Source organism: Roseivirga ehrenbergii, from assembly GCF_001593005.1.
Lineage (GTDB): Bacteria > Bacteroidota > Bacteroidia > Cytophagales > Cyclobacteriaceae > Roseivirga > Roseivirga ehrenbergii.
The window spans coordinates 93385-119520 of the sequence record NZ_LQZQ01000009.1 but is presented as its reverse complement, the minus strand read 5'-3'; the positions used below and the strand labels follow the sequence as shown (position 1 = coordinate 119520).

Sequence of the window (26136 nt, the reverse complement as noted above, 5' to 3'; positions counted from 1 at the left end):
GCCATTAAGGCAAGGCCGTAAGAGTCTGTTTGATTAACGTGACTAATTAGATCATACTGGTAGTAATGTCAAATGACCCTCTCAAATTTAAGCATTTAACCTATGCAACCTTTCACTTCGTTTGGTCATCTGTTACAGGTACTGTAACCTATTCTTGGTTTATCAGTCTATAATAAAAGGTCAAAACTTAAAACAACATGAAAACACAACAAATCACACTCAAACTCACCTTTTTCACATTTCTTCTGGTCTCATTATTTTCAGTCAATGCCCAAGCGCAGTCTACAGTGAAGGCTTCGGATATTATGAAGGCAATGAAAAACGGAGAAGATATTAAGTATTCTAATGTGACAGTTTCTGGAACGCTAGATTTCACTTATATGGATGAAAAAGCACCCGATTTACCCCGCAGAAGAAGTTGGTGGAGAAATGGCGGAGACAACACCGTTAATGAATTGATCAAAAGTAAAATCACTTTCGAGAATGTAGTTTTCGAAAATGATGTAATCGCTTACTTTCACGATGACAGGTCGGAATATACTTTTACAGCCGATTTTGAAGAAGATGTAGTTTTCAAAAACTGCAAATTTGAACGTGACGCCATGTTCAAGTATTCAGAATTTGAGCGCGAAGCTTCATTTGCAGGTTCTACTTTCAAAGATGAATCCACTTTTAAATATGCTGAATTTTCTAGACTAGCAGATTTTTCAAACACCACCTTTGACGAACATGCCATTTTCAAATACACAAAATTTAGAAATGGGGTTAACCTTTCTTCGGCTCGTTTTGAAAGATCATTGGACATTAAATACACCAAAGTAAGAGGCGATTTCGACATCAACAATCTATATGTGCGTTGGGACATCGACTCTAAATACACCGACATTAACGGTCGTAAATTTTCAAAAAATATGCTCGACAACTAATTGGTCATCGTTTAGAACGCACAAAGAAGGCAGCCCATGGGTTGCCTTCTTTGTGTTTCATTTGCTGCCTTGCACTAGCTTTCTATTGAGAACCCTCCAAAAGTTATTCTCCATAGTTCAACTGAATCCATTAACTCCTGAGAGTATAGAATCATTAGCTTTGGGAGGGTTCTTCCGAAATAGCCTTAAGAGAAAACGAAGAGGCCACCTCAGTTTCTACTGAGACGGCCTCTAATATTGTTATAGATCTTTCAGTTAAACTTTCATGGTAAACCACTTGGCGATGGTCTTCCAATTCACTTTTGCTCCGTACATTAATATCCCTACGCGATAGATTCTTCCGGCCATCCATATGGTGCCAATAAATCCTAAAACCAAAAGCCCCATAGAAAGCAGTAACTGCCATGTAGGTACTCCAAATGGTAATCGGGCCATCATTACAATGGGAGATGTAAATGGAATCATCGACAGGGTAACCGCCATTGTACTATGCGGATCTTGTAGCACGAATGTTAATGAAATAATCCCCACGATAATTGGCAACATGATAGGCAGCATAAACTGCTGAGCATCTTGGATACTATCTACCGCAGAGCCAATGGCGGCATAAAGTGCTCCATAAAGGAAATAAGCCCCTAAGAAGTAAAACAAGAATGAAACTACAATTTGGGTCACAGGAATGGTATCTAACATTCCCTGAATATTGGCCGCCATTTCTTGATTTTGAGTCATATCAACCTCAGCAGGCATCTGACCTGCCATAGCTTCCATTCCGCCCCCTAAGGCCGTTATGCCCACGGAGAAAAGTGTAAACATCAATACAATCCAAATGAGAAGTTGGGTAACACCAACAGCTCCAACGCCCAATACTTTACCCATCATCAGTTGGAAAGGACGCACAGAAGATACAATTACCTCTACAATTCTACTGGTTTTCTCATCGAGTACAGACTGCATAATCTGGCTACCGTAGATGAAAATAAACATGTAAATCAAGAAGCCGAACACATACCCAACAGCGGAACTCAAGTCTGTATTGCTTTCTTTGGCCTCGCCAGATTCAGATAGATTGAAAGAACTCAAACTAACGCTGACTTTAAGCGAATTAATCACAGCAGGGTCTAAACCCGATCTATCCAGCTTTACTGCTTCAAGTTCTCTCTTAATTTCAGACTCGAAATTTTTCATGGCCTGATTACCCGGGTTGGTTTCTGAGTAAAAAGAAAAATCACTATAACGCGTTTTAGAAACATCGTCAAGGTCAATTTCTGGAATATGAATTAACCCGTAGACATCATCTTCTTGAAACTTCTCTTTCGCATCATCTAGGTTACTCGACAGGTAAGTATATTCATAACCAGTATTACTGAAAGAATCTTGAAAATAACCACTTTCATCGAGCACATACACCTCTTTTGAAGAGTCGCCATCATTTGTTCCTAAATAAACAATTCCAAAAATTACGGCTGGAAATATGAGTGGGATAAGAATGGTGGCCAGTAAAAATGACTTCTTCTTTACCCTGGTAGAATATTCTCTTTTGAGTACTAAAAATATCTGTTTCATCTTTTGTTCCCTCCTTCCACAATTGAAATAAATATATCATTCACTGAAGGAATGACTTCTACAAACGAATGCACTTCGGTTTTAGCAATTAACTGACTGAGCAGGTGATTCGGGTTATGCCCGTTCTTCGATTGAATAATCGCCTCATAATAACCGTCTTCCAAATGCTTGGTGTCCAGCAATTCATATTCGGCACCTAAACCAGAGAAATCTCCCTTGTATTCCACTTTGTATTTATCTGATCGGAAAGAGTTCTTGATTTCCTTTTTAGTACCATCCAAAATTTTCTCCGATTTATTGATCATGGCAATGTGCTCACAAAGCTGCTCTACAGATTCCATTCTGTGGGTAGAGAAAATAATGGTTGCCCCCTTATCTCTCAATTCAAGAATTTCGTCTTTAATCAAATTAGCGTTCACTGGATCGAAACCAGAGAACGGCTCATCTAGAATAAGCAACTGTGGTTCGTGGATTACCGTAGCGATAAACTGAATTTTCTGAGCCATCCCTTTTGAAAGGTCTTCTACTTTCTGACCCGCCCACTCGGTTAGACTAAGTTTTTCAAGCCATTTTTTGATTTTGGCTTTCGCTTCAGACTTCGACATGCCTTTCAGCTGTGCCAAATACATAAGCTGTTCGCCTACTTTCATTTTCTTATACAGACCTCGCTCTTCGGGCAAATAACCGATAATTTCAACATGACGTGGATTTAGCTTTTCCCCATTTATGAGTACTTCGCCTTCATCGGCCATAATGATTTGGTTGATGATTCTGATGAGTGTGGTTTTCCCTGCCCCGTTTGGTCCTAATAGGCCAAAAATAGACTGCTTGGGAATGCTTATGCTCACATCGTTCAAAGCTCTATGCTCGGCATAGCTTTTCGAAATGTGATTGGCTTCGAGTATATTCAAGGTTATGTGGTTTTGTGAATACTTTAAAGTTAATCGGTACTAAGTACCTTTAAAAGTATCACAAGATTAAAATTGAAATCCTAAATATAGTCAAGAACCTGCTGAGCGGAAGATGTTGTCGATTTGTGGATTTTTGAGACTCCGGCCTTTTAGTTTTTCGCAAAAATCACGTTGCCCATAGAAAGGTCTATGTTGAATGTGAGCAGGTTTGGAGAATCCTCTTTGTAAGAAGGGTTCACATAAACGTTATCGCCAATAGATACAAAGTTGCTAGGCATTTTTAGCTTCCTGAAGGACGTATCTTTAATGCGGATCATCATGGGTATTTCTTCTAAGGGAAGATTAATAGTGAGGCTGCCAGCGCCAACACGTGCCCAAATTTCACTGGCTAGCTCAGGACTTTCTCCAAAATTCATGGTCAGAGTACCAAAGCCTACTTCGGCAATTACCGTTTTGGCCCTTGCCATATTCAGCCTGTCAATTTCTACATCGCCTAAATCCACATTCACCATAAAGGTGTCCATTTCAATTAGATTTTCCATTTTAGAATGGTAGCCCACTTTAACATGCGCATTGCCCGAAGTAATTTTCATATTCTCCACTGCAATATTCGACAAGTCGATATACGCTTTACCTACTCCGTAATTCAGATCGAGATTATAAGGCTTAAAATGAGACAGGTAAATGTTCCAGTAGTTTTTTGTATCTGTGGATTTTCTTCCAAAAATCTTTGTCAGTTTGCTAGTGAAGCCTTCTTTTCCGCTGTCGTTCAAGTTTAACCAAGCATTGAGTACGTTTCCTTCCATCTGTTGACCAAATTCAGGAGTTACATACTCTTCCTCACATAAGCCCATAATACTAATGGGTGTGTCGCCATTTCTTGTTCGAATTTCACAAGTGCCAGAACTGGCTTTGAGATAAAAATTGATTTTTTCACAGGAAGCATCTTCCTGCACTGCAAAATGGGTTTTTGTTTGTCCCCACACAACCATGTCTGCAATTCCAATACTTACAATTGCCAGCAATATTACCCTATACATGGACTTGAATACGAGTTGTAGGGAATAGGGTTGCAAAACAAAAATATTACTGATATTCGACACAAATAAAAAAGGAGTTGGTTTACACCGACTCCTCAAATATAATCTTGAATTTTAAATCTGTCTAGAAAAACTCTTTTACCTTTTCAAAAAAGCCTTTTTCACCCTTTTCTGGTTTAGGTCTCATGTTGTCTGAAGTACTCAACTTCTCAAGCATTGCACGCTCTTCCGATGTTAATTTTTTCGGGGTCCAAACATTCAAATGAATCAGCTGATCTCCTTTTCCATAGCCATTAAGGTCTTTAATACCCTTTCCTCTTAAGCGAAGAATCTTTCCGCTTTGGGTTCCTGGATCAATCTTAATGCGCACTTTGCCATCAATAGTTGGCACTTCGATACTCGTACCCAAGGCTGCTTCTGTAAAGCTGATATAGAGATCGTACAACACATTATTGCCGTCTCTTTTTAGTTCTTCATGCTCTTTTTCTTCGATTACAATCAATAAGTCGCCAGCAATGCCGCCACCTGGCGCCATATTACCTTTACCCGACATTGAAAGCTGCATTCCTTCGGCTACACCTGCTGGTATTTTGATAGGAATAATTTCTTCCTTCATTTCCAAACCAGTGCTATCAACACCAGGAGGGCGCTGATCGATAATTTTACCGCTACCGTGGCATGTAGAACAAGTACTGGCCGAAACCATTTGCCCCAACATAGTATTGACCACTTTCTTTTGCTGGCCAGAGCCACCGCAGGTAGTACAGGTTTTGAAAGTAACTCCGCTGGCATTCACCAAACGGTTTACTTTTATTTTCTTCTCTACACCTTCGGCAATTTCATCTAATGTAAGCTTAAGCTTTATGCGCAAATTCGAACCCTTGCGTTGACGACTTCGGCCTCCGCCCCCGCCTCCAAAAAAGCTTTCGAACGGACTACCGCCTCCACCTCCAAAGATGTCTCCGAATTGCGAGAAGATGTCATCCATATTCATTCCGCCACCATGGCCGCCCGCACCAGCACGCATGCCATCATGTCCGAAACGATCATATTGTGCACGCTTATCTGCATTGCTCAATACTTCATAGGCTTCGGCAGCTTCTTTGAACTTATCTTCTGCTTGAGGATCGTCTGGATTTTTATCAGGGTGGTATTTAATAGCCATTTTACGATAAGCCTTTTTTAGCTCATCGTCTGTTGCTGTTTTACTTACCCCTAATATGTCGTAGTAGTCTCTTTTTGCCATCTTATGCTCCTATCACCACCTTTGCGAAACGAACTACTTTTTCACCTAAGAAATAGCCCTTTTCAACGGTATCTATAATCTTACCTTTTAACTCTTCTTCTTCAACCGGAAACTGCGTAACCGCCTCGTGCAAGTCTGCATCGAAAGCCGTTCCTTTCTCCGTATTCATTAACTTAAGTCCCTTTGCCTCAAGTGTTTTTAAAAGCTTTTTATGAATTAAATCAAAGCCTTCTTTCACCACTTCAACATCTTCTTGCTTTTGATTGGCTTGTTGAGCCCTTTCAAAATCATCTATGGTAGGGATTAAATCAGCCATTAAGTCTTGCGAGGCTGTTTTAATCAAGTCTATTCTTTCTTTGGCGTTTCTTCTTCTGAAGTTCTCGAACTCAGAATATAACCTTAAGTATTTGTCTTTTGCTTCTGCTACCTCAATGGTCAACTTTTCTTCAGCAGTTAACTCAACAGGCTCTTCTATTTCTTCGTTCTGCGCTTCAGCAGCCTCATTAGCTTCTGTCTCTTCAGCAGTAAGATTATCCTTTACCACTTCCTCGTTCTCTTGCGCTTTGTTTTTCTTCTTCATCGATTCTCTATCAGTTTTTAAAAATGCCGAAAACATTTTCTTAATTCTCGCCATTTTACCTCCTTAAAAACAGACGCTCGGCTACAATTATATTGCCAAGCGTAGTTTTGTGTCATTCTGACATAAGATGTAAAAAGAAAGAAGGTAAATGGCAGTTCCCTATCTAAAGTTTAGCGGGATTCAGTTTTGCCCAAAGCAAGTCTTTCAGTTCTTGCAACCCAATATTAGCCACTGATGAAATAAATAATGTAGGAAGTGTTTTAGGCAACATTTCCTTCATCTCTTCAATCATTTGCTCATCTAACATATCGGTTTTAGAAATTGCTAGAATTCGCTCTTTATCTAACAGTTCAGGATTGAATTTTGTGAGTTCTCCTAAAAGGATTTCATATTCTTTGGCTACATCATCGGCATCGGCAGGCACTAAAAATAGCAACAATGAATTGCGTTCAATATGACGTAAAAACCTTAAGCCCAGTCCTTTTCCTTCAGCAGCCCCTTCAATAATTCCAGGAATATCGGCCATTACAAAGGAACGGTGGTCGCGATAAGACACCACGCCCAAATTAGGAACAAGGGTAGTGAATGGGTAATCCGCAATTTCTGGTTTGGCAGCCGAAAGCACTGAAAGCAAAGTTGATTTACCCGCATTTGGAAAGCCCACTAAGCCTACATCGGCCAAAAGCTTAAGTTCGAGCACGAAAATAGTATCAATCCCAGGCTCTCCAGGTTGTGCATACCTTGGCGTTTGATTGGTAGAAGTATTGAAATGTTGGTTTCCTAAACCACCTCTTCCGCCTTTGGCAAGTATAATTTCTTCGTTGTGCTCGGTAATTTCACAAACAATTTCATTGGTTTCGGCATCGCGTGCTACGGTACCTAAAGGCACTTCCAATATAATGTCTTTCCCATCGGCACCAGTACTGCCATGTCCTGATCCACCTTCGCCATTTTGAGCGAAAACGTGTTTCTGATATCGAAGGTGAAGCAATGTCCAAAGGTTTGAACTTCCGCGAAGGATGATATGTCCACCACGACCGCCATCACCACCATCGGGGCCACCTTTGGGTACGTGTTTTTCTCTACGCATGTGTACAGCGCCTGCTCCTCCATTGCCCGATCGGCAATAAAGTCGGACGTGATCGATAAAATTGGAACTGGCCATAATACGTATTTAACTTTTGTTCAAATTAAGAACGCCCCCTAACCCGTAGATTAAAAAGGGCTTTATGAAAATAAAAAAGATGATCAACCCGAAAGTGACCATCTTCAAATTACTAATTTTTTCAACCAATATTAAGCGTAATGCCCATCTATTGCCTTTTCTATCTGTGCGAAAATTGAGTCGATAGTACCCACTCCATTAACCCTGCAGATTTTATTTTGTTTGGCGTAAAACTCAGCAACGGGAACCGTTTTATTATTGTACTCCTGAATTCTAACGTTAATTTTCTCTTCATTTTGATCGTCTGCTCGGCCAGAGGTTTTGCCTCTCTCCAACAAACGCTTTTTCAGTTCTTCAACCGGCACTTCAAGCATCACCATACTGGAAATGGAAGTGTCATATTTAGCTAAAAGTTCATCTAAAGCCTCTGCTTGAGCTACAGTTCTGGGGAAGCCATCGAAAATAAAGCCTGGAGCAGTTTGAAATTCCTTCACCGTTTCTCCCACCATTCCAATCACTACTTCGTCTGGAACAAGTTTTCCGTTGTCCATAAAGCCTTGTGCTTTTTTGCCCAATTCGGTGCCTTCTCCTAAATGCTTCCTGAATAAATCTCCTGTGGAAATGTGTTTCAGCCCGTACTTTTTAATAATCTTTTCGCTTTGTGTACCTTTCCCCGCTCCTGGAGGGCCGAATAAAACTATATTAACCATTTACAGAATTAGATTTTGAGGGTTCAAATATAGTGAAGGAAATTTTTAGGCTTCCTTCAATTGATAAATATCTTTGAGATTTCGGCCATGGCCGTTGTAATCTAGGCCGTAACCTACTACAAATTTTTCAGGGATCTCAAACCCTACATAGTCCAGTTTTAGGTCCTTTTCAAGCTTTTCGGGCTTTAACAACAAGGTTGCTATCCGAATAGATTTTGGCCCTCTTTCCTGAAAAAATTTAATTACTTCCTCCATTGTCAAACCTGAGTCAACGATGTCTTCGAGTAAAATTAGATGCCTTCCGAATACGTTTTCTTGCAGCCCGAGTACTTGTTTTACATTCCCAGTACTCTCCATTCCTTTGTAGGAAGCCATTCGGATAAAAGCTATTTCTGAAGGTACGTTTACAGCCTTCATCAAATCGCTGGCAAACATAAATGAGCCATTCAAAATACCAATGAATAGCGGATTCTTGCTCGCGTATTCCTCGTTAATGTCTTGGGCAATTTCAGCAATGCGTTGCTGAATTTTGGTTTCTTCTAAATAAACCTCAAACTCCTTGTCTCGAACTTTGATCGTTTCCACAGGTAATAAATTTTGGCGCAAGTTAACAAATCATAGGTCAGGTAAGCTCGACTAAATCACTTTTCATTTTTAAGTAATCACTGAACTAAAGTTTTCAGAACAAGAAAACCGCTAATCTAAAGTGTATTGATCCAGACAAAATACTTAGTTACTATGAGGATTCTTTATTTATGACTGCTAAAAGCGGAAAGCAAACGAGTGGTAAAACTCGTAGACACCAATAATATTTGACATGAAAGAACTTTTACTACTAGTCCCAGTTTTGCTCCTCTGTTCTTGCGGAAGTAAAGAATCAAAAAACAATAATTCCAACGCAGAACTAGGTGATTCATCCGTCCCAATTAAAATTAATGTTTCAGTAACCGACACCGAACTAGTCACTAGTGATTTATACGAAATAGACTCAATTGTGGCACTTGAAACTATTGAAACTTCACTGATAGGTGACATTGATAAACTTGAAATTTATGACGGAAAGATCTTCGTACTTGACAAGTACGCGGCAAATAAGTTGGCCATTTTCAGCAGCGATGGAAGCTATATTGGAAATATCGGGAGACAAGGGGGAGGCCCAGGAGAATATGATAAGATTAGGGATTTTTGCATTGATCGAGAAAACTCAAGAATAATCATCCTTGATAATCATTATAACCTTCTCTTTTTTGATTCAGAGGGTAATTATCTAGAAAGACATAAACTAGTAGCTCCTGCCAATAGTATCGAAGTTATTTCCAATGGAGTAGTGGCACTGTTTACCGACTTACAATCATCATCATACCCTTTTGGAGATTATAAACTGAAAATCTACAACTATAAAGATCAAGAAGTAATCTCCACTAAATTTTTAGCAGATCAAGAACAAATAGTGCCTTACTCTGATGAAAATTTTTCCAAATTAAATTCAGCCGTACTGCTCAATTATTCTACCACCGACACCATCTATTCAGTATCGGCTGAAGAGGTTAAACCAAAATATGTTATCAACTATGAAGGCGACCTGAAAAGGCCTACTGATTTTTTCGAAAACTTACCACCAAAGTCTAAAAGATCACAGTTTATAAAAGAAAGTGGCTATGCTGGGCCTCCCAAAGGATTTATGCAAACAGACAAGCATATCTCCTTCCAGTATTCTATTAAAGGGTTTCGTTACCAAACGGTCTTTGACAAAGCTGCTAATAAGGTATTACACTCAAATACAACTATAGCCAATGACTATTTCTATGGATCGGGCAAAGGACCGCTAACCATTATCGCTGCAACTGAGTCTCAGTTTATACTATTAGTCGAGCCTCAATACGTTAAGATGTTCCGTGAACAAAACAAAAGCAAAAATAAAGAAACGGACTATCACCCAATTCTTAAACCTGTTTTGGAAGGCATAAATGGGGATGAAAATTCAATGCTGCTTTTTGTTAAAATGAAGTAGAAAATTATTTCACTGACTTAAAGCTGTTCCATCAGCACTTTGTACAAAGCAATCATGCAATCGATGTCGTGTTTGTGCACTTTCTCGTCTGGGCTATGTACATGATCTTCAGGTGCGCCAACAAAACACCAATCAAACGGATAAGGCGAAAGCTGAAGTTCACGGCCATCGCTAGAGCCAGCACCCTCTACTTCAAGTTGAAAGTCAATACCTGATTCCTCGGCAATTTTGATGATTTTCTGAATATAGCTTCTGCGCGGAATATTTCTGTCGCGCATTGAAATGGCTACACCTTCACCATGAGGAACCCCTTCGGTTACCCAAGTAATGTCGGAGATCAAGGCTTGCTTTACGCCCCATTGCTCGTACATGTGTTTGGCCAAATAGGGCACTGCTCCTCCTCCATGTTCTTCCCAACAACCAAAAGCAATTACTCCGTCTTCTAAGGTTTCAGCTACTTTTAATGCATTGAACACCCCCAAACGGTTGTCCATATAGCAAGACTGAATGTATTCATCATCTTCGCGGAAATCGCACTTAAAAACTAGTTCTGTTCCTCGATCAATACCTCTTGGGAACTTGTAATAAAGGTTTCCATCGTCTTCAAGCAATTCGCACTCAATGGGCCCCATTGAATCTTCTCCCACCAACTTATACCCTGTTTCTGCTTTGGGGCCACCAATGGCTACTAACTGATCGTTATAGCGCACTGTAAAACCAATACTGTCCATATGAGCAAAAATGGCAGTTCGAGGTGTGCCAAATTTGAGCATGACGCAGTCTTGGAATTCATCACCGAAAATCACTTCAGGTTTGGTTTTCCATTTAGAAGCATTGACCTCCACGTAATTTAAGATGAACTCTTTCATGGCAACTTCGTTTCCAGAAGGCGCATGAATTTGGCAAAGGGTTTTAAGCAGTTTGAAATCCATAAGTGAGAATTTGGCCAAAATTAAGATGGTCTTTTGTGATAGCCTAGCATTGTCAGGCAAATTCACCTTTCAACCCATATTGTCTGAATGAGCGAATGTTTCCATTAAATTTGCAGCGAATTTGAAATTGAATGAGAGTACTCAATACATCAAACAGCATTGCCAATACTTATTTGGCCGAACTCAGGAATGTTGAGGTGCAAAACGATCGGTTGCGCTTCAGAACAAACCTGCAGCGACTGGGAACTTTGATGGCCTATGAAATTTCAAAAACGCTTCATTTTGAAGAACAAAAAATTCAAACCCCACTGGCCATTACTACTGAACAAACCATTAGCGACTCAATTGTATTGGTGTCTATTTTACGGGCTGCAGTGCCCTTTATGAATGGTTTTTTAGATGTATTTGACCATTCCGAAGTTGGCTTTATTGGCGCATGGCGAAAAGAAGAAACCGAAAATATTGAAGTAGCGTTGGAGTACTCAGCTGCCCCAAACTTAAATGGAAAAACATTGATTTTGATAGACCCAATGTTGGCAACTGGCAAATCGCTGGTGGCCAGTCTGAATCAAATTCTAAAAAACGGTAAACCCACCAGTATTCATTTGGCATCAGTAATTGCCGCGCCAGAGGGCATTGAATACCTAAAAAGGAACATCGAGGTCGACCACGAGTTATGGACATGGGCGGTAGATGAAAAGTTAAACGATAAATCATACATAGTGCCCGGTTTGGGCGATGCGGGTGATCTTTCATTCGGGTCAAAACTTTAATTCATGCTTTTGAGTACGATTCTAATTCTTGTTTTGGGTTTGGCTACCCTAATTGTTGGCGGTGAGGTTCTTGTTAAAGGAGCGTCAAAATTGGCCTTGCGGTTTAACGTAAGCAGCTTAGTGGTTGGCCTTACCGTAGTTGCTTTTGGCACCTCGGCACCAGAGTTACTTGTCAGCTTGAATTCAGCCTTGAAAGGCGCGCCTGATTTTGCTTTGGGCAATGTAATCGGCTCCAACATTTCCAACTTGGCTTTAGTGCTAGGAACAGCCGCTCTTTTTGGGTTTATTCCCATAAAAAAAGACAGCGCAAGGAGAGATTGGCCTGTAACATTAGGCTCATCTGTGCTCCTCTATATTTTCGCTTACAACGGCATGATTTCCAATTTGGAAGGCACAATTCTAGTGATTCTATTGGTGATTTATTTAGGTTCATTGCTATATACTACGCGCAAAGAACAAATCAAACTTGATGTTGAAGAGCCCGACAAGCTAGAAAAGTGGGGTATTGTTAAAGATATTTTTCAGGTGAGTTTGGGCATTGTTTGCCTGTACTTTGGAGCTGATTGGTTTATAGGAGGCGCTGAAGAAATTGCCGTAGATTTAGGAGTTTCGCAGCGCGTTATCGGACTGACAGTATTGGCCTTGGGCACAAGCTTACCTGAACTTTTCACTTCTGTAATTGCCGCCCGAAAAGGAGAAACCGACCTTGCCTTAGGAAATTTATTGGGCTCAAATATTTTCAATGTACTTTCCATTGTAGGGATTACAAGCATTATTAAGCCCCTTTCGGTAAACATGGATATTCTCCATACCGATTTCCCTTGGATGATCGGTATTACAATACTTATCCTTCCTTTGATGGTCTTCCGTAAAAGACTAGGAATGCCTTCGGGAATTATCCTGATTGGTTCGTATCTAGCGTATGTATTTTTCTTATTGAAGTAATGTTAGAGAAGGTTCTTACTTACCTTGGCATTTATTTGTTGGCTTGCCTCAAGTCAATTCTTCCTCCTTTATTAGGGCCAGCTGCTGGCATGAGCCCCTTGGAGATTATCATTATCACCATGGCTGGGTTAATGACCAGTGTTGTTTTATTTTCATATTTGGGTGAGAAGATCAAGAAAAATGTATTGCCCATTTTCATTAAAAAGAAAGGTAAATTTTCGCCTCAAAGCCGCAGAATGGTAAAAATTTGGACGAAATACGGCATTATTGGCACCTGCTTTCTTACCCCTTTAATTCTATCTCCTGTGGGTGGTTCTCTTTTAGTTTCAACGGTTGGCGCTCCTCGCAAGCAAGTCTTTTTCTATATGTTTATTTTTGGGCTGTTTTGGTCAGTAGTATGGACCTTCTCTGTGGATTGGTTTATAGATTTGGGATTGATTAATTCGAGGTGATGAAATTCTGTCTCGTCCTGAAATAGGTTAACTCAACTTTTTAAGAAATGATTGAAGTTACAATTGTTCTATTAGAATTATTTAGCTTTGATTCTTAAAAAAATTGAGATGTTTGACTCTTTGGAATGTATTACGGGGATCAATAAGGAGGTTCTTGCTCCAATATTGATAACCATTTTCATTTTCTTCATGGGGGAAGCTTTTAAATATGGTGGTAGAAGTTTTCGTGTATGGAAGAAAAGAAAGAATTATCGAAACATTTTTAAACAGCTCTTGATCTCCATCTCAGGAGATGTATTAAGCCAAGCGAACGGATTTCAAAATCTTAGCCAAAGTTTAAATATCGATAATGATGAAGATTTCCAGATGTTCAGTGGAACCATTGGTCATTTAGAAACTTTCCTTTTAATACCCTTCTCCGACTTTTATGAAGCTTTTTTCATTGGCCCTGCCAAGAATCGGATTAGCCTATCGAATTTCAATATGGCATTCAAGAATGTTAGGGCCGTTTCCGAGATTCAAAATGACCTCCCTCGTATTAAAGATCTATTTCAAGAGAAGTACTTGGCGTATCAAACAAAATGGGGTGATGACGTGACTGCATTCAGTTCATTTCTTGAGAAAGTAATTCATAACCCTGAAATACAAGCCAATTTCCCAGAACAAACCACAGCACTTGATCAAATATACGCTAGCTATCAAATCCATGACAATAGGTTTAGACAGAATGTTATCGTGGAAACGTTAGTGTTACCAATTCAACAATACCTGAGGGGAAACGATGTAACTCCATTCAGTTTAGAAATGCTAAAACTAGGAAATAGCGTAGTACATAATCGTGACAATTTGGATGCCTTCTTCAAAGCCTATGCACATGAGTTTGGGGTTTATGAAGATGTCTATAGGAGAGCATATCGCCATCTTTCATCTTTAAATATGTAGTTTAACTTTACAGTGACTAACCATCGATTCAATGACTCCAGTTTATTTAAACGGCTTCACACGAAGCTAAAAAGCCCCATATACATACCTTAAGTGCATTCTATATGCACCAAATAATGACAAGGAAATACATAGCTCTGAAATAGCGTTTGAAAAAAGTTGATTATTTACTCCTCTCCCTCATCAGGCAACATTTCAATATCCTGAATCAAGACTCTTTTAGAAATGGATTGACCCGTGAGTGTAGCGGCTAACCCTCCCAAAGCAGTTTCTTTGTAGCGGGTTTCCATACTTTGACCTACTTCGCCCATCGCTTCAACGCATTCGTCCACTGGAATTACGGCACTTACATTGGCCAGCGCTATTTGTGCCGAACTGTTGGCAATAGCGGCTGCACTTGCATTTCGTACTACACAAGGCACCTCTACTAAACCAGCAACAGGGTCACAGATTAAACCTAGCATACACTGAATAGTAATGGCTACGGCATTGAATACTTGATCGATTGAGCCTCCTAAGCAATAAACAATAGCACCAGAAGCCATGGCTGCCGCACTTCCTGTTTCCGCTTGGCAACCACCTACTGCGCCCGCAATTGAAGCACGTTTTTCCATAATCAAGGCAATACCTGCGCTTACCAAGAGCCCTTCGTGAATCTTACGGTCTGGTACATCATGTAATTCTTGAAAAGTAACAAGAACACCTGGGATAATGCCCGAAGCACCTGCTGTTGGCGCAGCTACAACACGCCCCATGCAGGAGTTCACCTCCTTAGCAGCCAGTGCACGAGAAATCAATACTTGAAATTCTTTACTCAAAACGGTAACAGGGTGGTTGTATACTTTCTTTGCTCCGTTATTGATCATGCCCGAGCGGGAAGTCATATCTTCGGTGAGGCCTGTTTGTACAGCTTCTTTCATCACCGTATAAGCATTATCTAAACTCGCCCAAATAAACTCTTCAGTACGCTGCTTTTGTTGCACCTCGTATTCAATTACGGGTTCAAAAAGCTTCATGTCGTTGGCCTCACAATAAGACTTCCAACCTTTAAAATCATCGAAAAGAAAGCTCATAACGGTATACCTTTTTTGCAAAGCTAAGGGAATTTAAGCAAAGGATGGAATAAGTATTGACTAAGCTAAAATGGCACTCATTTGTGCTTCTCCAGAAACTCTCTAAAGGTCAATCGATAGGTTTGACTCACAGGGAGATACTCACTATTGATTCTTACTTTATCGCTTGCCACCACCTCAATATGCTGGGTATTGATAATATAGGATTGGTGAATTCTTACAAAAGCCTTTTCCACAAGGTCTTGCTCCAAATCTCTCATATTCATCAGACTCATAATCTTTCGGTTTTTGGTGATAAACATCACATAGTCCTTTTGACCTTTGATATAGAGAATATCGCTCAGTTTTACTTTCACCAAATCTCGTCCATCCTTCACAAACAGGAAGTCGTCTTGGGGTGAGTTGTTTAAGGAAATGGCAGGTTTTTCAATTGGAAAAGAAGTGAATGCCTTGTTTACCGCCTTTAAAAAACGGGGGAAATCGAAAGGCTTGAGTAAATAATCAATGGCATCCAATTCAAAACCATCAATAGCATACTCGGCAAAAGCGGTGGTAAAAATCACTTTAGGGCGATTGCCAAGTGTTTTCAGTAAATCAATTCCAGTAAGGCCTGGCATTTTGATGTCCAAGAAAATTAAGTCTGCTTGATTATGATTGAGGAAGGAAAGCGCATCCAACCCATTGGAGAAATCGCCCAAAACAGAAAGCTGTGGAACTCTACTACAATAGTCTAGCAACAGTTTGCGAGCGAAAGGCTCATCATCGATAATTACGCAACGAATCTTCACGGTAAGTCTAAGCTAAGTGAAATACTGAACTTTTCCTTTTCTGGTCGAATTTCCAAGCGATGCTGATGAGGATAGCTCAACACCAATCGCCTTTCCACATTCTTCAAACCAAAACCCGAAGGCGCACCCTTTTCTTTCTGGGCAGAACTCACACTATTCTCAACCTCAAAAATCAGTTGTTTAGGAGTAGAAGAAAGCTTCACTTTAATCCAATTGTCGCTTTGTTGATCGCTGATGCCGTGCTTGAAAGCGTTTTCTACAAAAGGGATAAAAATCAAAGGTGTAATTTCAATTTGCTCATCCACCTGACTGGTGTCAAAACTCAGTTCAAAACGATTATTAAGCCTAATCCCTTCCAGTGCCAAATAGTCTTTGATATAGTTGATTTCCTTAGAAAGCGCCACTTTAGGTTTGTTGGAATCATAAATCATGTACCGCATTATGTTAGACAGTTTTACAATCACTTCAGTGGCCTGGTCACTTTTAATCTGCGTCAAATAACTTAGGTTGTGAAGCGTATTGAACAGGAAATGGGGGTTGATTTGCGCTTTAAGATAATTGAGTTCAGCGGTTAACTTCTGGTTTTCCAGTTCGCGCTTTTTGTTCTCCAATTCGAACCAATCTACCGCAAACTTGATCATTCCCGTGAAAATCATAAAGCTCATTTCGTCCCAAAGTGTACTTACAAACCTTGCCCAGCCGAAAGTTTCATAATAATCGGAAGGCGGATATTTGATCAGTACGGTATTTTCAGCCAATACTTGGAAGAACATTACCACAGTAATGGCCAATACCAATTTGAGCAAGTATTTCTTGATGTTCTTACTTCTGAGCAAATCGGGTAAAATGAAAAAATAGTGAGTATAACTCAGAATAATATGAAAGAACATCGGCAAAGCGATCCGCACAAAGGCCACTTCTGCAGGCATAAAAACCGTGAAGTCGTAGAATTTATAGCTGAAGAAAAGCAGCCAAAAGCTGAAGTTCAGCCAGAAAATCCGATTCCTTAAAAAGTTGAGCGTCATCCGCCCTAAAGTATCCATTTTCGATGGCTTTGAGAAGGACAACATTAACTCATGGTCAAATAATCGATGATTGGTAGGTTTTAATCTACATCTCAGCTTCACCTATCCCAAAAGTACATATTGTCGATTTTTGCATGCGGAGGATATATTCATTCGCCCTTTTAAAAAGAAAAATGGGTCTTTAGCGTCCATGAAAAAGACAACACAAATTCTAATTCTTATCTCCATGATTTTCTCATGGCAATTAAATGCTCAAGTCGTTGATACCATTCGCGTAGGTGATCATTTTAAGATGATAAATCAGTTGGAAATGGGCACAACAAAGGATATTATTTTTACTGAAGTGGCCGGAGTAGTCCGCTCCGTAAGCTTGAAAACTAAGTCCACTGAAAAAGTAAACATTAACGGCATCGATTACTTGGCCTTTAGGCATAGCTGGACCACAGGAAGCCCAGAGACTTCGGGTGATTTTTACTACCTCTGCGAGCCTGAAACGCTAAAGCCAGTTCAGCACATTAGAAATACCAAGCAAAATGGCAAAGAGGCCTTTAGCTTTCAGGGAATGAAGATTGTTGGGTTAGATTCGGCAAAGGACAATTCAAAACAGGACTTTAGCTTAGAGTTGACTGAGCCCACTTACAACTGGGAAATTGACTTAGAAACCTATTCATTACTCCCTATGAAAATGGGCTATGAGGCGGTCATGAATTTCTATCATCCCAGAGGAACGGCACCAAACTTCTATCGTCTGAAAATTATTGGTGATGAAAAGCTAATGTTGCCCGATGGCAGAGAATTGGATTGTTGGATTTTATTTACGGACTATGGCGGCACACAGCCCACAAAGTTTTGGTACACTAAGACGAATCAAAACTTTATAAAAATGAAGGGGAAATATAAGCAACTGACAATTCGGAAAGAGCGGATATTTTAGAACGAACAATTCCTATCTTTGCGGCATGGAATTGACGAACGATCTGATTTTACGTGCTGCCAGAGGCGAAAAGACTGAAAGAACTCCGGTATGGTTAATGCGCCAAGCAGGCAGAATTTTACCTGAATATCGTGCGGTTAGGAATAGCCTTAGCGGATTTATTGAGTTGGTGAAAAACCCCGACTTAGCAGCCGAGGTGACTATTCAGCCAGTAGATATTTTAGGCGTAGATGCCGCCATTATTTTCTCCGACATCCTCGTGATTCCAGAAGCTATGGGCTTGCCTTACGAAATGATCGAAAAGAAAGGGCCTTGGTTTCCGAACACTATAAAGTCTGAGGCAGACTTAAAAAACATCAGAATTGCCGACTCTTCTTCCGATTTGGGTTATGTAATCGATGCTATTAAAGTAACCAAAAGAGAACTGGCTGGGCGTGTGCCTTTGATTGGTTTTGCTGGTGCGCCTTGGACGATTTTCTGCTATATGGTGGAAGGCCACGGGAGTAAGACATTCTCCAATGCCCGAAAAATGCTGTACACTCAACCTGCTTTGGCCGAAAAACTAATGCAGATGATTACCGACAGCACCATTACTTACTTGAAAGCTCAAATTGAAGCAGGCGCCAATATTGTTCAAGTATTCGATTCTTGGGCAGGTATTTTATCCGCAGATCAATACGAACAATTCTCGATGAAATACATCCGTCAGATTTGTTCGGCCATTACCGATGTTCCAGTAACCGCTTTTGCCAAAGGAGCTTATTTCGCTAGAAAATCTATGGCTACTTTAGATTGTGAAACCATTGGGCTGGATTGGAATATGGACATTAAAGAAAGTCGTGAGCTAGTTGGGCCAAATAAAACTTTGCAAGGTAATCTCGACCCTTGTGCACTTTACGGTTCTAATGCCGAAGTGGAAGCAGCCACCAAAAAGATGCTCGATGCCTTTGGACCAGACCGTCATATTGCCAATTTAGGGCATGGTGTTTACCCAGATATCGATCCTGAGAAGGTGAAGGTGTTTGTGAATACAGTGAAGGAATATAGTACAACACTTCGTAACTCTTAATTTAACCATGACTCAGTGTGGGAAGTAAAAAGCATATCCACGGAGAAAAGGACTCTTAACTTCGAATCATCTGGACAAGATGTTCATGTAGGCACATCTATATATGCCAACAATGAACTTCTATTTAATCAAGCAGAATCAATTCAAGATCACGGAGATGGAGAGCATGTTTTTCAATCCATTATTTGCGATCATTGTGGATTTTCACATTGTGAGTCTGGTAATTGGATTGCCCTGAGGAGAATCGGTGATGTCCATCTTATCTTACCTGTATTTGATTGGATTATAGAAGAGGAGGATTCTTTGAAAAATGAATATTTGCCACCTAAATATATATCATCTCAAGGGGCTGGTATTATTGACTCTTCTTCATTTGATAAGTTGAAAGAGTTAATTACGCCATTCAAAGAAATTCACGAGGTTAAAGAACTTACCGGAAAGGAACTCGCGACTTTATACAAGTATGAGACCCCAACGCGCCTTTTTGGAGACTTACCTGAGATCGGGCAAATAAAAAAAGACCAAATTATAGGTTGTTCTGAAGGTGAAGTAAGTCTTTATCTAAAGCTCATAGATGAAAAAATTTATCAGATTGAAAAGTGCAGCACAGTTCAACTTGTGAAAATGGATGACAACTATCGCTTTGTAAGTTTTTTTCTTGATGATCTTGGCTCTACGGAATGGAAGGCAGCTACAATTGACTCTGAGGGAAACATAGAGTTATTGATTGACAATTGGAGAGTTATTAGCAATTAAGCTTCTTAAGAAGTTCGGTTAAAGAGAGTAAAAATAATGCATAACTAACCTCACAGCTATCCTTAAAATTTAAACATTCTTCTTTCTTAAATCTTAGGAAGCTCTTTTGAAAAACTAAGGGTTCATCACCCACTTTCAAATATCGCTTGCATTGTGTTAATTGGTTGGTAAATCTTGAGCTATGAAAAGACCCTACCAACTCTCTATGTTCGCATTTATGCTTTTAGCCCTGTCGGCTTTTACTTTTAAAACCGACCCTGCACCTTCTTTAAAAGAAAGAATCATTGAACTCTCCAAAAAAATTGAGCCTAAGGTGATTGAATGGCGACATCATATTCACCAAAATCCAGAGCTTTCCAATCGTGAGTTTAAAACTGCTGCCTACATCGCTGCTCATTTAAAGAGCTTGGGTATTGAAGTACAAGAAGGCGTAGCCAAAACGGGTGTAGTGGGGATTCTTAAAGGAGGAAAACCCGGACCAGTAATGGGCTTAAGGGCCGATATGGATGGCCTCCCAGTAAAAGAAAGAGTTGATTTGCCATGGGCATCTAAAGTTATTGGCGAGTTTCAAGGCGCTGAAGTACCTGTAATGCATGCCTGTGGTCACGATACGCATGTAGCTATTTTAATGGGCGTGGCCGAAGTGCTTTCTCAAGTGAAAGCCGAGTTAAAAGGTACCATAAAATTCATTTTTCAACCAGCGGAAGAAGGTGCTCCTGCTGGTGAAGAAGGCGGTGCCGACTTAATGGTGAAAGAAGGGGTATTAGAAGGAATGGATGCCATTTTTGGTTTACACATTAATGCCCAAACTGAAGTAGGGCAAGTGAAATATCGTCCGGAAGGAATTATGGCTGCCGTAAATAGCTTCGAAATTAAAATCAAAGGAAAGCAGACGCATGGTTCTACACCATGGACGGGCATCGACCCGATTGTAACCGCAGCGCAGATCATTAATAATGTTCAAACCATAGTGAGCAGAAGTATGCCATTAACGACTCAAGCAGCCGTAGTTTCATTTGGTAAAATTGAAGCTGGGGTAAGAAGCAATATCATCCCGGAAGAAGCCACCTTGGTGGGTACCATTCGTACTTTGGATGCAGATATGAGAGAAAGACTTTTTGAGCGCCTTCGCACCATTGTAAAGAGTACAGCCGAAAGTAATGAGGCGGAAGCCACCTTGTACATTGATAAAGGTTATCCTATCACCTACAACGATCCACAACTCACCGCAAAAATGGCGGGTACATTTGTAGATGTAATGGGTGCCGAAAACGTGACACCCAACATGAATGCCATTACGGGTGCGGAAGACTTTTCATTCTTTCAGGAAAAAATTCCGGGGCTGTATTTCTTTATTGGAGGCGCTCCAAAAGGAGTGGATGCTGAAAAACAAGCACCTCACCACACGCCAGATTTTTATGTGGATGATGCTGGAATGCTAACAGGCATTAATTTATTAAGTAGAATGGTGGTGGATTATCCTGAAAACCGCAACTAGAAAGTCTCATGAAAAAATTAACTATAGATGAGGTTTTCTCGACTTCAGAAATAGACTCAAAAAGGATAATAGAAAACTACAAAGACAACATCAACTTAAGCAGTTATAGTAGTTTGGTAGAGCTTATTTCTCAAGGAATCTATCTTGAAGACACCTTTGACCTTATTCGAACTACCGATCGACCAAGAATTATTATACTTGAAACTTGGCTTGTTCTTGATGAATTGCTAAAAAGAACTATTTTAAAAGGAATTGGATTGGAGGTACTAATTTACTCGGAAATCCATATTCTTCCTTTTGGGTTCATTGACAAACTAGAGCTTCTGGACAAAATCATTCAGAGTGAAAAAAACAAGAAGCCCAACTATTCTTCAAAAAGCATTCAGATTCCAGGTAGTATGCTTACCTCAATGTTAAAGGATAAGGCGTTTTTTAGGAGGTACCTTGAATATGAAAAGGAATACTACACCCAAGAGGAGCTTCCAAACTCAACAATAGACGATATTGAAAACCCAGAGAAATATAGATTTGTAAACGAGACATGGCTAGATGCTATGCAGGATCTCCCAAAGGGTTGGAAAGATATGATGAGAAAAATAAATAAAGCCAGAAATTTAGCATCTCACTCTATTCACGAAGACAAAATTTACAAAACCTTTGGTTTTAACGGAAATGACCAACTTGAAACTTTAAAACAGTTTTGTCTATCTATTCTTTCGAGTTTAACTGGATATAAACATTAGGGAATCAATCAATTTATCCCTTAACCCGAGTAGGATATCTTTTGGATTGATGAAGAACATTTAATTCAGAATCTTATTGTCTTCGGCTTCTTCCATCAAGTCTGCTTTATTGATGGGCACTACGCCTACATGTTCGCAGACCAAGCCGCCCGCTAAATTGGCCAAGGCCGCAGCTTTTTGAGCCGACATGCCCACTGCCAAAGCACAAGCCATCACACTGATTACCGTATCTCCAGCGCCAGAAACATCAGAAATATGACGGATATGGGCAGGGATCAGGTGTGTTTCGCCATTGTCTTTAATGAAAACTCCATATTCAGAAAGGGTCACCATCACCATTTTGGCATTCAGTTTATTCTGAAGCAAAGTCACTCCATCGCGCACTGAATCTATGTTCTTAGGATCCACTTGAATGTTCAAGCCTTCTCTCAATTCTTTCAAATTAGGCTTAAAAAGGGTCACCCCTTTATAATCCATAAAATTGCGCTTCTTCGGATCTACCACCGTTGCTATCCCCAATCGGGACGCTTCCTTAACAGTTTCTTCAATGATGGTGGCATTAATCACGCCCTTGTCATAATCCTCAAAAACCACTACATCGCAATTGGGCAATAAGCGTTTGATATTGGCCAATAGCTGCGTTTGTTCCGTAGCACTAAGCTCCTTATCGGTTTCAGTATCTACCCTCAACATTTGGTGCGCTCCGGCCAAAATACGCTCCTTCACAGTGGTATCTCTTTCAGAGCTTGTCAATACGCCATTGCTTGGAATTCCTTTTTCTTCCAACCTGTTCAAGAAAAACCCACCGTCTAAATCGTTCCCCACAATGGCGCATGGCACTGGAGTAGCACCCAAGGCTTGAATATTCAAAGCTACATTTGCAGCACCTCCCAAACGTTTCTCTTTTCTTTCTGTAAGCACCACAGGCACAGGCGCCTCTGGCGAAATTCTAGACACTTTACCAAACACATAAGAGTCTACCATTACATCGCCAATCACCAATACTCTAAGTTTGGAGAACTCTTCGAAAAGTTCGTTAACGTTTGAGAATTCCATTAATAAAGTTTAGAAACCGCTATTTTAATTCTGGTAATGGCTTCGCGTAAATCTTCTTCAGAAGCAGCATATGACAAACGAATGCAGTTGGCATCGCCAAAAGCATCACCAGTTACCACAGACACCTGCGCCTGATCTAAAAGGTATAGGCTTAGGTCATCTGCATTGTTAATGGTTACATTTCCATCAGTCTTACCGAAAAGCGCTGTTACATCTGGAAAGAAGTAGAAAGCACCCGTAGGCAAATTGGTTTTAAAGCCTGGCACTTCGTCCAATAATGCTTTTACTATATCTCTTCTTCTTAAATATTCCTTCGACATTTCTACCGTTGGAGCAAGGTCGGTAGTAAGTGCAGTTAACGCTGCTCTTTGAGCAATGCTACAGTTGGCAGAAGTAATTTGTCCTTGAATTTTATTGCATGCCTTGGCCAACCAAAGTGGTGCGCCTAGGTATCCAACTCTCCAGCCTGTCATGGCAAAACCTTTGGCCATACCGTTAATGGTTACGGTTCTGTCAATCATTCCTTCAATCGCGCCAATACTCGCGTGTGCACCTGTATAATTGATGTGTTCGTAGATTTCGTCTGCAATAACCACAATGTCTTTGTGTTTTTTAATTACTTCAGAAATCGCTGTTAATTCCTCTAGTGTGAATACAGAACCTGTTGGGTTACATGGCGAAGAATAGATGATGGCCTTGGTTTTTGGCGTAATCGCTTGCGCCAATTGCTCTGGAGTTACTTTAAAATCTGACTCAATTCCTCCTTTGACATACACGGGTACACCACCAGCTAATTCAATAAGTGAAGAATAACTCACCCAGAATGGAGAAAAAACTACTACTTCATCACCTTCATTCAATAAGGCCAAAAATACGTTGGCAATAGACTGCTTGGCTCCGTTGGAAACCACAATCTGATCTGTAGAATAATCTAAGTTATTCTCGTTTTTAAATTTAGCCGAAATGGCTTGTCTTAGGTCTAAATAACCATTTACAGGAGGGTAAGCAAAGTATTTACCTTCATCAATTGCGGCCTTAGCGCCCTCTTGAATATGTTTTGGAGTTTTAAAGTCGGGTTCCCCCAAACTTAAACTGATCACGTTAATGCCTTTTTCTTTTAGCTCACGGGCTTTAGCGGCCATGGCTAATGTGGCCGATTCGGCCATGTTCTTTACTCTATCAGATACCATTGTAGACATGCGATTAATTCAATGTGGGGCAAAAGTAGCTATTTATAGATTGTTGTACCAAAAACCAGTTGGAATGTTCTGCAATTCCACAGATTGTTGAATCAAAACGACCGAATATTTCTCGATTGTAGAAAATATTACCCCACCTTGTTTCTATACTCCAACATAAAAACAAGCCCTACATTAAAATTTCGAATGATTCTTCGGTTTGGCACGATTATCACATATAGACTAGTCAAACGACATGGTTATGAAAACTTTAGAAACTAGCCCGGAAAAATTGAAAAGAGTAATTAAGAAAATTGCTGACGCAGCTAAGATTGCCCACTTCATGAACAAACTTTCAGCATCAGAAGATTCTAAGGATTACTTCGCCATTCACGAAAATAATTTGTCAAACACTAGGGCCTTGCTTTTCAAAAGCATTGGTGCCTCCACCAAAGACCTACATCTTTTATATGGTACTAACTGGGCGCCAGCTTTAGTATATGCTCAAATTCGTTTTTGGAAATACAACGATCTAGAAATGATTGATGTATTGAAATCTAAAGTAAGTAAAGTTCTTACAGAGCTTGAGGAAGTGGCTTCAACCCCACATTCAAACATAAGAATCAGTGATTTGAATGAAGCTTCGAACAACTTAAGCATTCTATTATCAGCCTTGAATACCCAGCGCTTTTATGCATCGGGTATGTTAAGTGAAATCAATTAGGCTTTTAGCCGTAGCTATAGATGACGAAGGGCGATCGAAATGATCGCCCTTCGTGTTTTATGTCTGTACTGTTGAAGCAGTTTTATTTGTATTCCGAACGAGTCATAATGCTTCGACCCAAAGTAATTTCATCGGTATATTCTAGCTCTCCACCCATCGGAATTCCACGTGCAATTGAAGTAATCTTCACCCCAAATTCTTTCAATCTTTTGGTAATGTAGAAAGCAGTGGTATCGCCTTCCATGGTAGGGCTTAGGGCTAAAATCACTTCTTCTATTTTCGGTTCGCTATTTTGAATTCGCTCTACCAAAGAGTCGATGTGAATATCACTTGGGCCAATCCCTTCAATCGGAGAAATGACTCCTCCCAATACATGATAAAGCCCTCTGTATTGAGCCGTGTTTTCAATGGCCATTACATCAGGGGTATCGGTTACTACGCAAACGGTAGACAAATCACGCTTGATGGTGCGGCAGGTACAATCTGTGGTGTCGGAAATAATATGGCAAGTACCACAGTACTTTATCCCATCGCGCAACTCGTTGAGCGCAGTGGTTAGATGAGCCGTACTGATAGGGTCTTGCTTTAGTAAATGAAGCACCAGCCTTAAGGCGGTCTTTTTTCCTATGCCCGGAAGTTTAGAGATTTCCTCAATGGCATTGTCGACAATTTTGGGAGGGAAGTTCAAATTGAGCTATGATGAAAATCTTTCTAATTATAACACAGTGGCCGTAATTCCGGCAGAAAGAATGCTTTCACACATCGGTTTTAACTCTGTAAAAGAACCGTTTTTTACTGTGCATTTTCCCTTATAATGAATCAACATTGTACATTGTTCTGCTTGCTCTGCAGTGTGCTTGCAAACCTTGATTAAAATATTGATGACATGCTCAAACGTATTAAAGTCATCATTGAAAACTACCAAATCACATAATTCCTCATCTGTAGTTTTCTCGAGTACCTCGACTAACTCTTCTTCTTGATAGCTGAAATTCATGTTATTAATTTTTTACAAATGTACAAAAAAACACTTGTTGCCTAAACTGTCTGTTTGCCTAATTGGTTCGTTCTGCTTTTTGGTGTCCACAGTTTT

Annotated in this window: 28 protein-coding genes; 12 read left to right on the top strand and 16 right to left on the bottom strand. The window is 40.2% G+C overall.

Annotated features, from left to right (window positions below):
* The first annotated feature begins 197 nt into the window (after positions 1–197).
* On the top strand, positions 198–926 hold the full coding sequence (locus tag MB14_RS07960) for a pentapeptide repeat-containing protein (protein ID WP_062591050.1): 729 nt from the start codon (positions 198–200) through the stop codon (positions 924–926).
* 255 nt (positions 927–1181) lie between these two features.
* Here MB14_RS07960 and MB14_RS07955 read toward each other — a convergent pair whose 3' ends face one another.
* The 8 genes from MB14_RS07955 to hpt form a co-directional block, all read right to left on the bottom strand.
* Positions 1182–2492: an ABC transporter permease gene (locus MB14_RS07955; RefSeq protein WP_062591049.1), complete on the bottom strand. Its 1311-nt coding sequence runs from the start codon at positions 2490–2492 to the stop codon at positions 1182–1184.
* Positions 2489–3403 (bottom strand): ABC transporter ATP-binding protein, encoded by a 915-nt coding sequence (locus tag MB14_RS07950; RefSeq protein ID WP_062301496.1) that lies wholly within the window; start codon positions 3401–3403, stop codon positions 2489–2491. The genes MB14_RS07955 and MB14_RS07950 overlap by 4 nt, the downstream gene beginning before the upstream one ends.
* 149 nt (positions 3404–3552) lie before the next feature.
* Positions 3553–4443, bottom strand: a complete 891-nt coding sequence (locus MB14_RS07945; RefSeq protein ID WP_053223997.1) for a toast rack family protein — start codon at positions 4441–4443, stop codon at positions 3553–3555.
* A 124-nt stretch (positions 4444–4567) separates the two neighbouring features.
* Positions 4568–5689, bottom strand: coding sequence for a molecular chaperone DnaJ (dnaJ, locus tag MB14_RS07940; protein WP_062591048.1), 1122 nt, complete (start codon positions 5687–5689; stop codon positions 4568–4570).
* A 1-nt stretch (position 5690) separates the two neighbouring features.
* Positions 5691–6323, bottom strand: a complete 633-nt coding sequence (locus tag MB14_RS07935; RefSeq protein WP_246032599.1) for a nucleotide exchange factor GrpE — start codon at positions 6321–6323, stop codon at positions 5691–5693.
* Positions 6324–6432: 109 nt separating this feature from the next.
* Entirely contained in the window at positions 6433–7434 is a 1002-nt protein-coding gene (gene obgE / locus MB14_RS07930) for a GTPase ObgE (protein WP_062591047.1), read from the bottom strand.
* 131 nt (positions 7435–7565) lie between these two features.
* Positions 7566–8144, bottom strand: coding sequence for an adenylate kinase (locus MB14_RS07925; RefSeq protein ID WP_062591046.1), 579 nt, complete (start codon positions 8142–8144; stop codon positions 7566–7568).
* A gap of 45 nt (positions 8145–8189) precedes the next feature.
* Positions 8190–8729: a hypoxanthine phosphoribosyltransferase gene (hpt, locus tag MB14_RS07920; protein ID WP_062591045.1), complete on the bottom strand. Its 540-nt coding sequence runs from the start codon at positions 8727–8729 to the stop codon at positions 8190–8192.
* A gap of 232 nt (positions 8730–8961) precedes the next feature.
* On the opposite strand from hpt, the gene MB14_RS07915 reads away from it, so the two are divergent.
* Positions 8962–10155 (top strand): DUF4934 domain-containing protein, encoded by a 1194-nt coding sequence (locus MB14_RS07915; protein ID WP_062591044.1) that lies wholly within the window; start codon positions 8962–8964, stop codon positions 10153–10155.
* Between the two features lie 17 nt (positions 10156–10172).
* Here the strand turns inward: MB14_RS07915 and MB14_RS07910 are convergent, their stop codons facing one another.
* Positions 10173–11087, bottom strand: coding sequence for a M20/M25/M40 family metallo-hydrolase (locus tag MB14_RS07910; protein WP_062591101.1), 915 nt, complete (start codon positions 11085–11087; stop codon positions 10173–10175).
* Positions 11088–11218: 131 nt separating this feature from the next.
* Between MB14_RS07910 and upp the strand changes: the two genes are divergently transcribed.
* The 4 genes from upp to MB14_RS07890 all read left to right on the top strand — a co-directional run bounded on the left by upp (position 11219) and on the right by MB14_RS07890 (position 14199).
* The gene (gene upp / locus MB14_RS07905) at positions 11219–11860 is read left to right on the top strand and encodes a uracil phosphoribosyltransferase (protein ID WP_062591043.1); all 642 of its coding nucleotides are present in this window, start codon (positions 11219–11221) and stop codon (positions 11858–11860) included.
* 3 nt (positions 11861–11863) lie between these two features.
* A complete protein-coding gene (locus MB14_RS07900; protein WP_062591042.1) occupies positions 11864–12805 on the top strand; it encodes a calcium/sodium antiporter in 942 nt (313 codons plus the stop codon).
* Positions 12805–13257 carry a hypothetical protein gene (locus tag MB14_RS07895; RefSeq protein ID WP_062591041.1) on the top strand — a complete coding sequence of 151 codons (453 nt, stop codon included), beginning with the start codon at positions 12805–12807 and terminating at the stop codon, positions 13255–13257. Before MB14_RS07900 ends, MB14_RS07895 begins: the two co-directional genes overlap by 1 nt.
* A gap of 108 nt (positions 13258–13365) precedes the next feature.
* A complete protein-coding gene (locus tag MB14_RS07890) occupies positions 13366–14199 on the top strand; it encodes a hypothetical protein (RefSeq protein ID WP_062591040.1) in 834 nt (277 codons plus the stop codon).
* Positions 14200–14366: 167 nt separating this feature from the next.
* Here MB14_RS07890 and sdaAA read toward each other — a convergent pair whose 3' ends face one another.
* The 3 genes from sdaAA to MB14_RS07875 form a co-directional block, all read right to left on the bottom strand.
* Entirely contained in the window at positions 14367–15272 is a 906-nt protein-coding gene (sdaAA, locus tag MB14_RS07885) for an L-serine ammonia-lyase, iron-sulfur-dependent, subunit alpha (RefSeq protein ID WP_062591039.1), read from the bottom strand.
* 77 nt (positions 15273–15349) lie between these two features.
* Positions 15350–16060: a LytR/AlgR family response regulator transcription factor gene (locus MB14_RS07880; protein WP_062591038.1), complete on the bottom strand. Its 711-nt coding sequence runs from the start codon at positions 16058–16060 to the stop codon at positions 15350–15352.
* Positions 16057–17103 (bottom strand): sensor histidine kinase, encoded by a 1047-nt coding sequence (locus MB14_RS07875; RefSeq protein WP_165899468.1) that lies wholly within the window; start codon positions 17101–17103, stop codon positions 16057–16059. Before MB14_RS07875 ends, MB14_RS07880 begins: the two co-directional genes overlap by 4 nt.
* Before the next feature lie 172 nt (positions 17104–17275).
* On the opposite strand from MB14_RS07875, the gene MB14_RS07870 reads away from it, so the two are divergent.
* The 5 genes from MB14_RS07870 to MB14_RS07850 all read left to right on the top strand — a co-directional run bounded on the left by MB14_RS07870 (position 17276) and on the right by MB14_RS07850 (position 22085).
* Complete coding sequence (locus MB14_RS07870) at positions 17276–18019, top strand: DUF3108 domain-containing protein (RefSeq protein ID WP_062591036.1); 744 nt, start codon at positions 17276–17278, stop codon at positions 18017–18019.
* A 25-nt stretch (positions 18020–18044) separates the two neighbouring features.
* Positions 18045–19088 (top strand): uroporphyrinogen decarboxylase, encoded by a 1044-nt coding sequence (gene hemE, locus MB14_RS07865; protein WP_062591035.1) that lies wholly within the window; start codon positions 18045–18047, stop codon positions 19086–19088.
* Positions 19089–19103: 15 nt separating this feature from the next.
* Entirely contained in the window at positions 19104–19844 is a 741-nt protein-coding gene (locus MB14_RS07860) for a hypothetical protein (RefSeq protein ID WP_062591034.1), read from the top strand.
* Positions 19845–20025: 181 nt separating this feature from the next.
* The gene (locus MB14_RS07855; RefSeq protein ID WP_062591033.1) at positions 20026–21342 is read left to right on the top strand and encodes an amidohydrolase; all 1317 of its coding nucleotides are present in this window, start codon (positions 20026–20028) and stop codon (positions 21340–21342) included.
* Positions 21343–21350: 8 nt separating this feature from the next.
* Positions 21351–22085 carry a hypothetical protein gene (locus tag MB14_RS07850; RefSeq protein ID WP_062591032.1) on the top strand — a complete coding sequence of 245 codons (735 nt, stop codon included), beginning with the start codon at positions 21351–21353 and terminating at the stop codon, positions 22083–22085.
* A 60-nt stretch (positions 22086–22145) separates the two neighbouring features.
* Here MB14_RS07850 and MB14_RS07845 read toward each other — a convergent pair whose 3' ends face one another.
* Positions 22146–23141: a bifunctional heptose 7-phosphate kinase/heptose 1-phosphate adenyltransferase gene (locus MB14_RS07845; protein ID WP_062591031.1), complete on the bottom strand. Its 996-nt coding sequence runs from the start codon at positions 23139–23141 to the stop codon at positions 22146–22148.
* On the bottom strand, positions 23141–24340 hold the full coding sequence (locus MB14_RS07840; protein ID WP_062591030.1) for a pyridoxal phosphate-dependent aminotransferase: 1200 nt from the start codon (positions 24338–24340) through the stop codon (positions 23141–23143). The genes MB14_RS07845 and MB14_RS07840 overlap by 1 nt, the downstream gene beginning before the upstream one ends.
* 241 nt (positions 24341–24581) lie before the next feature.
* Here MB14_RS07840 and MB14_RS07835 point away from each other — a divergent pair, with 241 nt between their 5' ends.
* A complete protein-coding gene (locus MB14_RS07835) occupies positions 24582–25043 on the top strand; it encodes a hypothetical protein (RefSeq protein ID WP_132644028.1) in 462 nt (153 codons plus the stop codon).
* A gap of 82 nt (positions 25044–25125) precedes the next feature.
* On the opposite strand, the gene recR is transcribed toward MB14_RS07835, so the two are convergent.
* The gene (gene recR, locus MB14_RS07830) at positions 25126–25731 is read right to left on the bottom strand and encodes a recombination mediator RecR (protein ID WP_062591028.1); all 606 of its coding nucleotides are present in this window, start codon (positions 25729–25731) and stop codon (positions 25126–25128) included.
* Between the two features lie 27 nt (positions 25732–25758).
* Entirely contained in the window at positions 25759–26040 is a 282-nt protein-coding gene (locus MB14_RS07825) for an ATP-dependent Clp protease adaptor ClpS (RefSeq protein WP_062591027.1), read from the bottom strand.
* Between the last annotated feature and the right edge of the window lie 96 nt (positions 26041–26136).